Origin of the sequence: Acetobacter fallax, from assembly GCF_011516735.1 — a bacterium.
Taxonomy (GTDB): Bacteria; Pseudomonadota; Alphaproteobacteria; order Acetobacterales; family Acetobacteraceae; genus Acetobacter; species Acetobacter fallax.
In genome coordinates this window covers 1-14488 of record NZ_WOSX01000041.1, presented here as the reverse complement: position 1 = coordinate 14488, position 14488 = coordinate 1, and the positions used below count along the sequence as shown (strand labels likewise).

Annotated in this window: 10 protein-coding genes; 7 read left to right on the top strand and 3 right to left on the bottom strand. The window is 55.0% G+C overall.

The window, feature by feature from the left end; genetic code table 11:
* The first annotated feature begins 352 nt into the window (after positions 1 to 352).
* The 4 genes from GOB85_RS15265 to nikE are packed head-to-tail and all read left to right on the top strand — an operon-like array spanning position 353 to position 5416.
* Positions 353 to 1987, top strand: a complete 1635-nt coding sequence (locus GOB85_RS15265) for an ABC transporter substrate-binding protein (RefSeq protein WP_173578346.1) — start codon at positions 353 to 355, stop codon at positions 1985 to 1987.
* Positions 1984 to 2934, top strand: coding sequence for an ABC transporter permease (locus GOB85_RS15260; RefSeq protein ID WP_173578347.1), 951 nt, complete (start codon positions 1984 to 1986; stop codon positions 2932 to 2934). Before GOB85_RS15265 ends, GOB85_RS15260 begins: the two co-directional genes overlap by 4 nt.
* Complete coding sequence (locus GOB85_RS15255; RefSeq protein ID WP_173578348.1) at positions 2931 to 3800, top strand: ABC transporter permease; 870 nt, start codon at positions 2931 to 2933, stop codon at positions 3798 to 3800. Before GOB85_RS15260 ends, GOB85_RS15255 begins: the two co-directional genes overlap by 4 nt.
* Complete coding sequence (gene nikE, locus GOB85_RS15250; protein WP_173578349.1) at positions 3797 to 5416, top strand: nickel ABC transporter ATP-binding protein NikE; 1620 nt, start codon at positions 3797 to 3799, stop codon at positions 5414 to 5416. The genes GOB85_RS15255 and nikE overlap by 4 nt, the downstream gene beginning before the upstream one ends.
* 716 nt (positions 5417 to 6132) lie before the next feature.
* On the opposite strand, the gene GOB85_RS15245 is transcribed toward nikE, so the two are convergent.
* The 3 genes from GOB85_RS15245 to GOB85_RS15235 all read right to left on the bottom strand — a co-directional run bounded on the left by GOB85_RS15245 (position 6133) and on the right by GOB85_RS15235 (position 11407).
* The gene (locus GOB85_RS15245) at positions 6133 to 8499 is read right to left on the bottom strand and encodes a TonB-dependent receptor family protein (RefSeq protein WP_173578350.1); all 2367 of its coding nucleotides are present in this window, start codon (positions 8497 to 8499) and stop codon (positions 6133 to 6135) included.
* 457 nt (positions 8500 to 8956) lie between these two features.
* Positions 8957 to 10204 carry an SfnB family sulfur acquisition oxidoreductase gene (locus GOB85_RS15240; RefSeq protein WP_173578351.1) on the bottom strand — a complete coding sequence of 416 codons (1248 nt, stop codon included), beginning with the start codon at positions 10202 to 10204 and terminating at the stop codon, positions 8957 to 8959.
* Between the two features lie 15 nt (positions 10205 to 10219).
* The gene (locus GOB85_RS15235; RefSeq protein ID WP_173578352.1) at positions 10220 to 11407 is read right to left on the bottom strand and encodes an acyl-CoA dehydrogenase family protein; all 1188 of its coding nucleotides are present in this window, start codon (positions 11405 to 11407) and stop codon (positions 10220 to 10222) included.
* Between the two features lie 212 nt (positions 11408 to 11619).
* On the opposite strand from GOB85_RS15235, the gene GOB85_RS15230 reads away from it, so the two are divergent.
* From GOB85_RS15230 to GOB85_RS15220, 3 genes are all read left to right on the top strand, one after another.
* Positions 11620 to 12900, top strand: coding sequence for an acyl-CoA dehydrogenase family protein (locus GOB85_RS15230; RefSeq protein WP_173578353.1), 1281 nt, complete (start codon positions 11620 to 11622; stop codon positions 12898 to 12900).
* 44 nt (positions 12901 to 12944) lie between these two features.
* Positions 12945 to 13394, top strand: coding sequence for a DUF2946 family protein (locus tag GOB85_RS15225; protein ID WP_173578354.1), 450 nt, complete (start codon positions 12945 to 12947; stop codon positions 13392 to 13394).
* A 206-nt stretch (positions 13395 to 13600) separates the two neighbouring features.
* Positions 13601 to 14389 carry a TonB-dependent receptor plug domain-containing protein gene (locus GOB85_RS15220; protein ID WP_242011552.1) on the top strand — a complete coding sequence of 263 codons (789 nt, stop codon included), beginning with the start codon at positions 13601 to 13603 and terminating at the stop codon, positions 14387 to 14389.
* The last annotated feature ends 99 nt before the right edge of the window (positions 14390 to 14488 follow it).

Genomic DNA, 14488 nt, shown 5'->3' with positions numbered 1-14488 from the left:
ATTTTTACGATGTCAACGTGGAAATAATTAACCGTATATTGTAGTGAAATATATAATTCCTTATATCAACGCCATAGATAGCCTTTGTCATGCGTCATCAGAGATTTGAGATTTCAGCTTTATGCGGTGTTCAGAATGCGCATCCGGCTATCACTGAAGTGGCCGACGAAAAATCAGTTTTCGGGCGTATCGGTAAAATACTATCGTATGAGATAAATTAAACTAGACATAACAAACAAAATGTAAAATACAATGAATTGTTCCATATAACAACGATTGATGATCGTATTATGTCTCTGCGAATTGTGTTCTGATGGTGCCTGCTTCCCTCTTCCGGACTTTCCGCAGGCGGATGTCTCACTGTTTCCTGGCGATAGCCGCAGTGCTCTTACTGCTTTCTGTAACCGGCTGCAGGCAGCACAAGCCCCATAAAGAGGCGACAAATCCCGTCGCGGGCGGCACACTGGTTTATGCGACCGACCGCGAGCCGGTCTGCCTGGATCCGCACGTTCATGGCGATATGCCACAGGTTTTTGTGGCCGAGCAGTTTGTGGACTCACTTGTCGCTATGGATAAATCAGGAAAAATCCTGCCATGGCTGGCAACGGGATGGACTGTGTCAGAAGACGGACGTGCGTGGACGTTCCATCTCCGGCATGACGTCACTTTCACGGACGGCACGCCGTTCAATGCTGCCGCCGTGAAGGCGAATCTTGACCATATGGCGAACCCACACACTTTATCGAGCACAGCCGGCGGGTATATCAAACAATATACAAGTACCGACGTGATCGATGATTATACGGCTCTTGTTCATCTGGATACACCTTATGCTGCGTTTCTTGAAGTGCTGGCACAGGGGTTTCTCGGCATGGAATCGCCCGCTGCCCTGCTTCGTTCCCGTGATGAAAACTGCCAGAGCCCGGTTGGATCAGGTCCTTTTCGCATCGTCGGCTGGGACCGCCAGAATGAAATCATACTCGATCGCAACCCGGCCTATCACTGGGGACCGCCGACAGCTTTGCATACCGGCCCGGCCCGGCTGGATCGCATTATATGGCGTATCATCCCGGAAGCATCGGTACGTTTCGCTTCCCTGCAGGCCGGAGAAGTCGATGTCATCGACTCACTGCCTCCCGAAGCCGAAACACCCGCGCAACGTAATCCCGATCTGTGGCTTCTGAAAGCGGACCTTCCCGGAAATCCAACAAACGGAACTCTGAATTTACGAAGAGAACCATTCCGCGATGCCCGTGTCCGGGAGGCCTTTGTCCGTTCAGCAGACGTCTCCGGCGCCTTGTCGAGCGTATTTTTCGGCCATTACCGGCGGGCAGGAGGCCCTTTGAGTCCGTCCACACCATTCTACAATCCTGAAACAGAACATCACGGAGACTACGATCCCGATCGGGCCAGGAAACTTCTGGATGAAGCCGGATGGATTGCCCGGACCGCCGATGGCATCCGCACCCGTAACGGTGTGCCATTGCAGGTGCATATTCCGATGCGCTCCTCCTTATCCGCTTCGGTTCGAACACTGTGGGAGCAGGTGCAGGCAACCGCGCGCGCCACGGGTTTCGACGTTATTCTGGAAAATGCCGATGATACGACTGTCACCGATCGTGAGAGCAGGTGGGACTACGATGTGCGGGTCGGGTACTGGAACACCAACACGGCAGACGTCATGCGCATTGTCTTTTCGTCCGCTTTTCTTGGCCCTCCCGGTCCGCAGGCTGGCATCCACCAGAACGCTGCGAGCTTCAGCGATCCCCGGTTCGACCAGATTATCAACGCGGCGCTTCTTACCAATGATCCGGAAGAACGAAAGACACTTTACGCGCGGGCACAGACGATCGCCTCTGCCGCCTTTCTCCAGATCACGACATATCCGCAGAGCACACGCATGGCTCTGTCCCGGGCCGTACATGACGTGCGTATCGAGCCATCCCTGAACGTCACCAGCCTTTATGATGCATGGATAACACGATGACCCCGTTTTTCCTGCGTATGAGCCGTGTTTTCGCTAAGCGGACTCTTAATGCCCTGACAGTTCTGTTCGCTGTCGCAAGCCTTTGTTTTGTCGTGCTTCAGCTGACACCCGGCGACCCGGTTCTGGCCATCATGGGTGGAGGCGCTACCAATGCGACACCGGAAACGTTGATAGCAGCCCGTCACGAATACGGGCTCGACCGGCCTGTTCTGGTTCAGTATGGTCTGTATCTCTCAAGGCTGGCTCGCGGAGAATTCGGTCAGTCCTTTTCACAGCACATGCCTGTCACCGAGGTGCTGCGGGTCCAGGCTCCCCCGACACTGGAACTGATGGCAACCGCTTTCGCCGTGGCCTGGCTGTTCGCTCTGCTTTCCGTCATGCCGACAGTGCGACGGCGTTATTCCGGACCGCTTGCATCGGCACTGGAAACCGTCTGTGCAGGACTCCCGCCTTTCTGGCTGGGACTTCTGCTGCTCTGGGCTTTTGCCTTCGAACTCGGTCTGTTCCCGCCAGCGGGAACACGTGGCGTAATGTCAATCGTTCTTCCCGCGCTGGCTATGGGTATCCCTCTCGGAGGTTTTCTCGCTCAGATCACGCGTGAATCGTTTGATCTGGCGCTTGATGAGCCCTGTATCCTGACAGCCAGAGCCCGTGGTCTGGACGACCGCACGGTACGCCTGCGCCATGTCCTGCGTCACGCTCTTCTGCCGGGAGTCGATCTCTCAGCCTGGGGCATAGGAGCACTCGTCGGCAATGCCGTCGCGATTGAAATGATCTTCTCGCGCAAGGGTCTTGGCCGGGAACTATTCCTGGCGGTGTCGAACCATGACATGCCCCTTGTCGCCGGCATCATCCTGTTCATCGCCGTTATCTACATCATCGCGGGGCTGCTGGCGGACCTCCTGCGTCGCCTCATCGACCCCAGGCTGAAAGCATCGTACTCATGACCGACATGACCATGCCTGCTCTCCGACGCGAAAGACGCGGCTTCATCGTGCCAGTGTTTGCCGCACGTCATACCGGCTCTCTGCTGGCTGTCCTCTACCTCGTTGTTCTGGTCACCGCATCTCTGGCTCCCGGGCTGTTCACGCATGTCGATCCCATGGCGATCGCCCCGCGGGAAGCCTTTCAGGGGCCTTCTGTCAGCCATCTGTTCGGCACGGATCAGTCAGGCCGGGATGTGCTGGCCCGCGTGATCCACGGAGCACGGCAATCTCTTCTGCTCGGCATAAGTGCCATCACTCTCGCGCTTTCCATCGCGACCATCCTCGCGCTGACTGGTGGCCTGGGTGGACCGGTGCTGGAAAAAGGCGTGCGCTGGCTTCTGGATGTCATGTTTTCCATTCCCTCCCTTGTCCTGGCTCTCCTGTTCACCGCAACACTCGGTAGTGGCATCATACCTCTGATCGTCGCCATAGGTGTCGGCAGTTCGGCGGGCTACGCACGCATTGTATTCGGTCAGGTGCTCGCCGTGCGTCATGCGGGATATATCGAAGCCGCGCGAGCGCTTGGTCATACGCCGACCCGGATCATGGTCCGGCATATCCTTCCCAACGCATTTCGTCCCCTGATCGTCATGGGCACAATGGGCATCGGTCAGATGATCGTCTGGTCCGCCTCGCTGTCTTTCCTGGGTCTCGGAGCTCGTCCACCGGCCGCAGAATGGGGGACAATGCTGTCCATGGGACGGGACTTCGTAGCCGAGGCATGGTGGATGACATTCTTCCCTGGTCTTGCAATCGTTGTGACCATGCTTGCCACGACTATAGCTGGTCGCAGTCTTCAGCGCGTTATCGACGGACGCATTTCATGAGTGCCGCGTCCGATCCGATCCTGCATGTGGAGAATCTCTCCGTCAGTTTCGCGACACGACGTGGTGAGCATGTCGCCGTCCATAATCTGTCCTTCACACTCCGACGGGGCAAAGTCGTGGCGCTGGTCGGAGAATCCGGTTCAGGAAAGAGCGTGACCGCACGCAGTATTATCGGACTGGCAGGCGCAGGTGCCCGTGTTTCTGCCCGGCGTCTCAGTCTCGGAGACGAAGATCTGCGTCATCTGTCGGAACGGCAATGGCGGAGCATTCGTGGCAGCAGGATCGGCATGGTCCTGCAGGACGCGCTGGTGGCGCTCGATCCGTTGCGTCCGGTCGGAAGTGAGATTGCCGAATCTCTGTTCGCCCATCACCGGGGCACTTCAAAAGAACGGGCACAGAAGGTCTGTGACCTGCTGGAGCAGGTGGGTATCCGTGACCCTGATCTGCGCGCTCGCCAGCGACCGGATGAGTTGTCCGGCGGCTTGCGTCAGCGCGCACTGATTGCCAGTGCCATCGCCATGTCGCCACCATTTCTGATCGCCGATGAACCGACCACCGCGCTTGATCCGACGGTACAGGCGCAGATTCTGGATCTTTTCAACACATTGCGCGAGGATGGAACCGGCCTGCTTCTCATCAGCCACGATCTGGGTTTTGTCGCGAAACTGGCCGACGAAATTATCGTCCTCGAACATGGCAAAGTCGTCGAGCAGGGGGCCGCCGAACAGATCCTGACTGCACCGACACACCCGTACACTATCACTCTTCTCGAAGCCGACCCGTCACGTCATCCTGCCCGCCCTGCAACAACTGTTCCCGTTGGCGCCCCCCTGCTTCAGGCGGAGAATCTGTCCTTCGTCCGCAAGGGACCTGATGGCGTTGTCCGCCCGATCATCGATGATGTGAATATTACCCTGTGGCCCGGCCGTACACTCGGACTGATCGGAGAGTCCGGCTCAGGAAAGACGACAACATCACGTATTATCGCTGGGCTGCTCCAGCCCGATACGGGCACGGTCACATTCCGGGGGGAGCCCTGGGTGGCAGCCGGTTTACAGGAGCGCACGCGTCGCGCCCGGCGCAGATTCATGGCGCTGATCTATCAGGATCCGCTCAGTTCCTTTGATCCGCGATGGACGGTTTTTGACATTCTGTCCGATGCGCTTCTGGTGACAGGAGTGCCGGTGACGAACCATAAACTGCGTATTACCGAACTTCTCGAAAGAGTGCGGTTGCCACCAGGCATTGCGGGACATCGTCCGGCCGGAATGTCCGGTGGACAGCGGCAACGGGTCGCTATTGCCCGTGCTGTGGCTGTAAAACCGGATCTCCTGATCTGTGATGAGCCTGTCTCCGCGCTGGATGTGTCGGTGCAGGATCAGGTTCTCACTCTTCTTGAGGAGCTTCAGGACGATCTGGGGCTGTCCTGCCTGTTCATATCACACGATATGGGGGTGATCCGACGCATGTGTGACGATGTGATGGTGATGCAGAACGGTCAGATCGTTGAAGCCGGACTCGCGACCGACGTACTGCTGAGGCCGCGCCACAGTTTTACACGGTCTCTCTTGGCGGCAGCCACGAAACTGTCCGCGAGCCTGCCTGCTGCGGTGTAATTACAAGGCACGGTGCTTCGGGAACAGTGAGGCCGCGGTCAGAGGCATATGCGCTGGCGATCTGACGCGCGTTTTCTGCGCTCTGATGCTCATGGCCCGCACGGTCGCTTCCGTGCTCAAAAATACTCGCCGGTCACGCTCCTTAGGGAGCGTTTTCGCCTGGAAGTGAGGCTTTGAAACAGCCTTTAAACATATGCTCAGGCTTATCTTATCTCTGCTCCCGGAAACTTCTGATATGCTCTGAACATACTACAACTAATATAGAATTGTCCCGCTTCCGGAAAACAGATGTTCTGTGTGGGACGGAGCGGAATGATTGATGAAAAGATAATACAATACCAGGCAGTGTTGAGTTTGATAATGGAAAGAGAGTCCAGAGCTCTGTTCTGCACCCCGGCAAAGGTTACAGACCTTTGAAATCTGGTTTGTTACTTAGCAGATCGGGGTGAAGGGGCCGTCGTGCGCAGCACGTCTCCGCGTGACCCTCCCTTCCGGGGCCGGGCAGAGCCCGGGCTTTTTTATGACTGTCAATTTTTAGGCTGGTTGATATTATAATATTGAACTTCGAAAGTAATTCATGAATATTATGGAATTTCAGGACGGAAACTATCAGACGATGTAAAATATTTTGAGATAAATGTTTTGCGTCAGGGCTTGTCGACCAGAAAACCCGGGTTGAGAAACTGGTCGATAAACGGATCGTAATGGCCAGGCCGTTAATTGAACCCGATTGAAACGCCGGCGAAGATACCAAATCCATCCCCCACCAGCATGGCAGCAGCACCGCCATTGGCTTCGGTGGCAACCGGAATCACGCCCGTTGCATAATGCTTGTTGGCCAGATTGTGCAGGCTGAGAAACACCTGGCGATGCTTATTCGGCCACAGGTAGCCGACATCGAAATTATAGATGTGGTAAGGTGCTGCTTTATAGTGGTTATCATACGATGCTATAACCGAAGACGAAACTTCAGCATCAACCGAAGCATAGAATCCGTTTTTCATATCAATATGCAGTTCCCCCTGATAGAAATGCTGAGGGATTCCAGGAATATAATTATGGCCCCATGTGGCATCATGATTAAATCGAAAGCTCTGATACGTATAGGCATTGCGCAGAGAGATAACATTTCCCTGCCATTGATAAAGCGTGGAATGGAACGAGGTTTCAACACCCTGATGTGTCGTAGGTGATGCATTGCCATAGCTTGAGATGTTCAGCAGAACCTGTTCCGGTGACGCCACCTGGAGCAGTTCATTGTGAACTGCGGAATGGTAGTAAGTAACGCTCCATTCTGTACCAAGATAATGACCGCTGGTGCCGACTTCAAAGGTTGTAGCCGTTTGGGGCCGCAATTTTTCCCACTCGTGCGGGTATCCTGTGGCCAGACCAGACGTATAGGCGGATCCTGCCAGATACTGCCAGTCCTGTGCCTGCTGCACACTGCGGGTGACGTTTCCGTAGATCTCAACGTTAGGATTTACGATATAACGGAATCCGCCACGTGGTGCAAAAAACAATGAATTCTGGCTGAAAGAGCTGGATTCCGGAAAATTCTGTTTTCCTGCACGCGGATTGTAGGTCAAAGCACCTGCTGCGGTCAGAAAAAAGTTTTTGAATATCTCAGTATTATTACGAACGTGGAACACAGTGTCGCTTGCCGCCAGATTTGAATTGGTGATGAGCTGGTTAAAGGAGCCACCGCCCTGGGCGACAAAGGCCGACGGGATACGGACGCGCGCTTCGACCCGCGATTGCAGGTCGTGCGATGTATAGATGCCGATATCCGTGTCACTGGCGTGACCCAGCAGGGAATCATGGCGCTGATAGTCCACGGTCCCTGTTGCATAACTGAGGTAATAGCGTGATGAGGAGGTTCCCAGCTGATGATTCATCGGCGCATTGATGTAAGAAAATCCGGCGACGAGTTTGGACTGATCATCAATGTGAATGGTTGTCCTGTCAGCAATAAATTCGCTGCCGGGCTCGATCGTTTTCGTGTTCAGGCCACGGTAGGCAGGTGCCATCTGCTTAGGGTTTTCCGCAACCTGCTCCCGCGTAAGGTAGAATGGATTGCCTTCCGATGTCTGGCGGTAACGGAAGAAGAAGCGTGTATCAACCTTGTCGTTGAACTTGAAACCATAGTTGAAATTGACGCCGAAGTTGGTTGTCTGGGTGTTTTGCTGATAACCGGCGCGGTATGAATTGGTTACGCTGAGGTAGTAATCTGATTTTCCAATAACGTGACCCGAACTGAGTTGTTCCTTGATGTAACCAAAGCTGCCGGCTTCAACGCGAGCCTGATACAGGTCTGAATTATAACCCGTTTGTGTAACGTAATTAATTGCGCCACCCAGCTGGGTCGAGCCGTAATCGATACCGTTACCGCCTCGCAGGATCTCCGTATAACGAATTCCAAGTGGTTCCTGCAATTCGTTGAACGTGCCAATGGGAGTGGTGAAGGGAATGCCGTCAAACAGGAACATGATGCCTGCCCGCGTCGCGTTCAGCCCGGTCTGAATACCGGAACCACGGATCGAAATACGGAGGTCATCCGAACCGCAAGGTGCCTGTGCAAACACACCGGGTTGATACTTAAATACGTCAGCATTGGTTGCATTGCGTGTTTTCAGTACCGTCGCTGCATCGACAATGCTGGTCCCGCCAGGGATCGTTGCCAGATAGGCCTCGGCCTGGCGGGTTGCGCTGGGATGGTGTTGATGGACCGAGACGTATTCGGTGCCGGTGGCGTTTAAGCCAGCATGCTTTCCGTGTTCGCCGCTATGTGCTGCTGCTTGCGGCTGATTATGTCCGCTTGTGCCAGGTGTCATTGCATCATGCATTGAAACTGACTTGTTCGGTGCGTGATGCATGTGGGCGTGCGAACCCTGGTCGTCCGGGTGCACGGCAGTTTGAGCCGCAGCATGTTGATTGGCGATCAGAAAGCTGAAAAGTCCACCCGCGAATACTGAAGTAAGCTTCTTCGGTGTCTCCCCGGGCAGAAGCGTTACGTTGCGCAGGGCAAGAGATAAGCGTTGTGAATGAGAAAGATGCTGGCGCGGTGATATAATACGCTTACTCATAGTTATATCCAGGAAAATGATATGAAAATACATTCGTAAATGTTAAAATAAATAATGCACATACATAAAATCACATGTGCTCACAAAATACATTTATGTGGCATATAAACAACATATAACATTACATAATAGTGCATTGCGAAGCCTCTTTAACCCACGATTTATACCAGCCAGCGTTAAGGCAGCCACACGGAAAGAGAGTCCCGGGGCTCTGCCCGACATCTCGCCAGAGGTCGCAGAGTTTTGGAAATCGGCTGCTTTATCAACATGTTATGGTGAAGGGGTCGTCGTGCGCAGCACGCCTTCGCGTGACGCTCCCATACGGGTTCGGGCAGAGCCCGGGCTTTTTATGACGGTCAATCTTTATGCGGGTTGGTATTATGCCGGAATTTTGTCCCGTGTTTATGTACGAATAAGAAGGACGATCGGGAAACATCCCTGTGTTCGAATGATGTTTTCAACTCCATGGATGCAGTGGCGGAAAACGCCCATTCAGGTAATATTCCCCGACAATCGCGTATTTCCACCTTACCGGGTCATGAAGCGTGTGAGCCCGTGCGTTTCGCCAGTAGCGATCAAGGCCAAGATTCCGATCTGTCGAAGCTGTTCCAGCCAGTTCAAACAGGCGATCAGCGGCTTCAATCGCGATTTCCGTTGTCAGAATTTTGGCTTTGGCAACGGCGATTTGCGCCGCGGCAACAGTGTCAGGTGAGGGAGCGTGTACTGCGGTGTCGATACTCCGGCCCGCTTCATCCAGCAGGGCCAGCGCGGCGCTAAGCCTTACATTCAGACTGCCTATGGCCTGAATAATGTATGGATCATCAGCAGCTTTTTCTGCGCCGCTATCAACCCATGGTCGCGTACGCGTCAGTACAAACTTTTCTGTTTCCCGTAACGCTCCCTGGGCAATACCGCCGTCAATTGCAGCCTGAATGAATTGCGAGATGGCACTGTCCGGAAACGGTGCTTCCGGCACGTAAGCTTTCCATACGGCAATCACACGGCTGGCTGGAACCCGAACGTTTTCGATAACGACCCTGCCGCTCCCCGTGCCGCGTTGTCCGAATGCCGTCCAGTCGTTGAAAACGGTTAATCCCGGAGAGTTACGCTCCGCAATCGCCAGTTGTGAAAGGCCGTTTTCATCGAGTGCGACAATCTGAATAAGATCCGCAGCGAGGGCTCCGGTACAATAGTGCTTGACGCCGTTCAGTATAACCTCGTCTCCGTCATGAATCAGGCGAGTCCGGAGATCACTGACATTTTTCGTTCCGCGTTCAGAAAAAGCGTTTCCAAAACGCTGACCTTCCAGAATGAGCGGAAAAAGATCAGCCTTCTGTTCTTCTGTCGCACTGGATCGGATGGCTGCAATCGTCGCCCAGTGGTTCTGCACCAGCTGAGCCAGGGAGGAATCTGCCGCCGCGATCGTAACGGCAACGCGACCGACCGTCACATAGGAGAGATCGGCTCCACCCCATGCCGCGGGAACAGTAATGCCCCACAGACCCGAAGACGAAAACGCATCCAGCTCGATACCGGGAAACAGATCCTCCCGATCACGTCTGACTGCGCCTTCTTCAGCCAGGACGGCGATCCTGCGTGCGGCATCCAGAGCCTGTTCATTATTTCGGATGACAAAAGCTGCCTGACGCGGCCACGGTGGCGGAGGGACGGCTTCTCCGCCACCCACCACAATCTGACTGATCATAAAATATTCCTGATTTCAGAGCGGTTGAGTCAAAAGTGCCGCTTGTCCTGCACGACGGCGGATGAGTTCAGCGTGCGGTGCGTGGATCCGTCCGCACAGTGCATCGCGATGACATCGTTCGAGGAGATTATGGGCGCTAAGCCCGGCATTGCCCGCAATAGCCAGAAGCTGCATCGTAAGATCAGCAGCTTTGTCCACGACCTCCGTCTTGATGACAGAAGCTGCGGAAGAAATCGTCGCATCATCGCCCGCGATCACGTCAGCCGCGTAAATGCGCAGAAGGAGGCTGTTCGTTGACAATGCAAGACTGATGCGTCCGACAGCATCCTGCATGGACGGCAATGTTGCCAGTGGTTTTCCAAGATTTGAAGGAATGCGTGTTCGCAGAAAATCGACTGTCCAGGCAAAGGCCGCTCTGACAATCCCGTCATAGAGCGCGCCCAGAAGACCGCAGTTCCAGTGCATGAGCACAGAGCCGGCGGCAGCTCTGGCTTCACCCTGTACGAGGATAGTCGTGTCCTCGTAAGGAATGACGACGTCGTGCAGGATGACTTCATGACTGGCTGAAGCCCGCATTCCGATATGGTCCCAGTTCGGAATAATCGTAATGCCGGGGGCGTTAGCCGGAACAACAAAAAGTCCGACGCGAGGCTGTTGCTCGTCTGTACGCGCCCGGACAACAAGTTCTGACAGGGCGGGAATGCCAGTGACGTAGGCTTTTCGGCCGTTGAGGCGCCAGCCATCAGCCGTTGCGACAGCCACAGTGCCCGGCAGACCGCCTTGCGACGCTGACCCCATATCCGGCTCAGCCAGAAGAGCGTTGATAAGGCCAGGCTGACGCACTGCCTGCTCTTCAAGCCGCCGGGCAAGCGGCTGGGGCCAGCTATCCCGCGCTGCAATGGATGCGTGGACCATGTAGTGGTTTACGAGCAGCAAAGCAGCGACCGGGTCGCTCTGTGCAAGAAGCCCGACCACTTCCTGTGCAACGGATAAAGGCGATCCGTAACCGCCTGCCGGAATGCTCACCGGCAGCCGCAGAAAACCTGCATCGGCGAGTTCCTGAACAGTTTCAAAAGCGAATGTTCCAGTGCGATCATGCTGCGCTGCTCTCACTGCGAAGCTTTCCCGCAATGGAGTAAGATGCCCGATCAGAGTGCTCACATCCGTTACAGTCGTATCGTAAGCGGGAGTGATACCGCTCATGCTGCACCGACAGACTGCGTTCCGCGCGACAGACTTTCGGAAGGGGCTCCGGGAGCGAACACGCTTTTTGTCACAATTAACGCTCCATGTGCGTATGTATATCTAATACAACGTGTTGTGTGGATATATAATTGACGCACATGAAATCGTGAGTCAATGTGCTGGAAGTTAAATATAAACACTTTTAGTTTAGTGAAACTAAGCGGGGACGTATGATCGCCTATCCAGAATCTGACGCCGGTCTCACTGATCCGGAGTCCGGAAACAGATTTCAGGAAGTCTTCCGGCGCATAGAGGATGGCGCCGTCGAACGCGAGCGGAACCGGACGCTTGCATTCGAGCCGATCGAATGGCTGAGGGAGGCAGGTTTTCTGAAGCTGCGCGTGCCGCGTGAACAGGGCGGCGCGGGACTCTCGATTCCTGAAACCTTTGCATTTCTGATCAGCCTCGCGGCTGCTGATTCTAATGTCCCGCAGATTGTAAGGGCTCATTTCGCGTTTGTTGAAGAGGAACGGCAACGGGCGGGACGATCCGATGATGCGGCAGCCACCCGGTGGCTGGAACGTATAGGCGATGGTGCGCTTTTCGGAGCAGCCATGGCAGAGTTGTCGGCCAGTACATCGACGGAAACGACACTTACCAGAGTCGACGGCGCCTGGCGCCTGAACGGCAGAAAATACTATTCAACCGGATCGCTGTATGCTGACTGGATTGCTGTCATCGCAATGGACGGTGAGGACCGTGTCAGGGTTGCTGTTCCGGTGAATGCTCCCGGCGTATCCCGCATTGATGACTGGGACGGCTTTGGTCAGAGACTGACAGGCAGTGGTACAACTGTGTTCGAAAATGTCCCCGTCGAGGAATGGCAGATCTATCACCGCAATACCGGAGACGATTTTCCGATCAATCGTTTCCTGCTCGCTTATTATCAGACATTTCATCTTGCCACGCTCGCAGGAATTGCGCGCGCTGTCCTGCGCGACACGATCGCGTTCGTACAGCCCCGAAGCCGGACATTTGGTGTGCCCGGAAAAACGAGCCCTCGTACTGATCCGCTGGTGCAGGGCGTCGTCGGGCGTTTGTCCAGTCTTGCTTTTGCTGCGGAAGCGCTGGTCGGGCGGGTCGCTGATACGCTGGGTCAGGCTGCATTGTTTCGGGAAAATGGGGACGAAAACGAAGAATTGTCGTTTCAGGCTGAACTGGAAGCTTATCACGCGCAGCAGGTCATTCTGCCTTTGGTGCTTGAAGCCGCAACATCTCTTTTCGAGGTTGGCGGAGCCTCTGCCACCAGTGAGAAACTGAAACTCGACCGTCACTGGCGTAATGCGCGCGTACTTGCATCGCATAATCCGGCAGCACAGCGGGAACGGGAATTAGGAGACTGGCGTCTTAATGGCGTCAGACCAGGTGAGGTGTGGCGTCAGGCGATTCTTCAGGAGCGTGAGGACAGAATTCACGCCCTGAACGTTACTCCTCTCAGCCAGAATACATGACAGCTTCATGATCGCGTCAGAATAGTGCTGCATATTCCGATCCAATGACATGCAGAATCCATCCTGAGACACGGTCAGCCACGGGCCGATGGCTTGTCGTCGCGTTCACATTGCTTGGCTTCATCGGGCAATTGCTGATCGGGAATCAGGCTCTTCCCGATGAAGCGCCGCGTGCCACGATCCGGCGGCTTACCGGAATTGACATTGCCGCAGCAGGGCGCCCGGGCGTCTGTGACAGTGTCATCCCGGCGGCCATGCACATGGCGGGGATGACACACACGTCTCATTGTCATGTAACGCATCATCATGACGGTTCATGCCCGCTCTGTTCCCTGCTGCAGATCCCGATCATTATCCTCTCGGGTCTGACATTTCTGCCACTTCCGCCCGCGCAGTGGGTGCAGCCACGTTACCGTCCTTTGCAGCCACGGGCGCCTCCGGCTACCGATATTCGTATTCTTCCGCCGGCGCGAGGTCCTCCCGGCACTGCCTGAACTTCTGAGCTGCTTTCCGGTCAGGGTGGAAACATCCGGACGGGCGGCACGGCTCTTAGCCAGCAGACTGAACACGACTTCTTCATGGATTGTGTATGCCGACGGACGGTGACTCACGCTGCTATTTCCGTAATCGTGCATAAGTCGATGAAATCCGGATGGTCAAACCCTGCTGGCTCCTTCCATGTCAGTTCGGGACAGCAATCATGTCACGTTATACCGTCCTTGCGCGTCCAATGCGTGGCGTTCACCTGCGCCACCTGGCCCTCGCCACAGTTGTGTTTACCATGCATGCTGAGGCCGCCAGCCCGGCCGACACAGTCGTATCTTCTTCGACCAGAGCGCACACAATGTTGTCCGGAAAAGAAAAGTCGCAATTGCGTGCGGTAGCAGTCCCCGCGCGCGCGACTGAGACTCTGTTCGTCACAGGGCGTGCGGTAGCCCCGGAAGTCAGGCGGTTCGCTCTTCCTCAGACGACGGCAGGTATTGACCGGCATCAGATTGAGTCGACAATCAATATTGTCGACACTGAAGATGCACTCAAATATTTACCTGGTCTCTTTCTGCGTAAACGCAATAACGGCGATACTCAGGCGACGCTTCAAACCCGGACCTGGGGCGTGAATTCCAGCGCACGGAGTCTGGTCTATGTGGATGATGCCTCTATCTCGGCCCTGATCTCGAATAACAATACAAACGGTGCCCCCCGCTGGGGAATGGTGGCCCCTGAGCAGATCGAACGGGTCGATATGCTCTATGGCCCGTTCGCAGCGGAATATCCTGGTAATTCGATGGGCGGTGTTGTCCTGATCACTACGCGAATACCCGACCATTACACGGCAACGATCAAACAGACCGGCAGTGTTCAGAGCTATGGTGCCTATAAAACCAGGGGAAATTACGGCACGTCAAACAGCGCCGTGACGATCGGCGACAGGAATGGCCGCTTCTCCTGGCTATTCAGTGCCAACCGCGAAGAAAGCCTTAGTGTCTGACCGAAAATGAGTTGAGTGATTTCAGCGGGTTATGATTCATGGGTTTGCGATAACCTGATGAGATCAAGATGGCCTGGACTGAAATCACCCGAGCGCAGT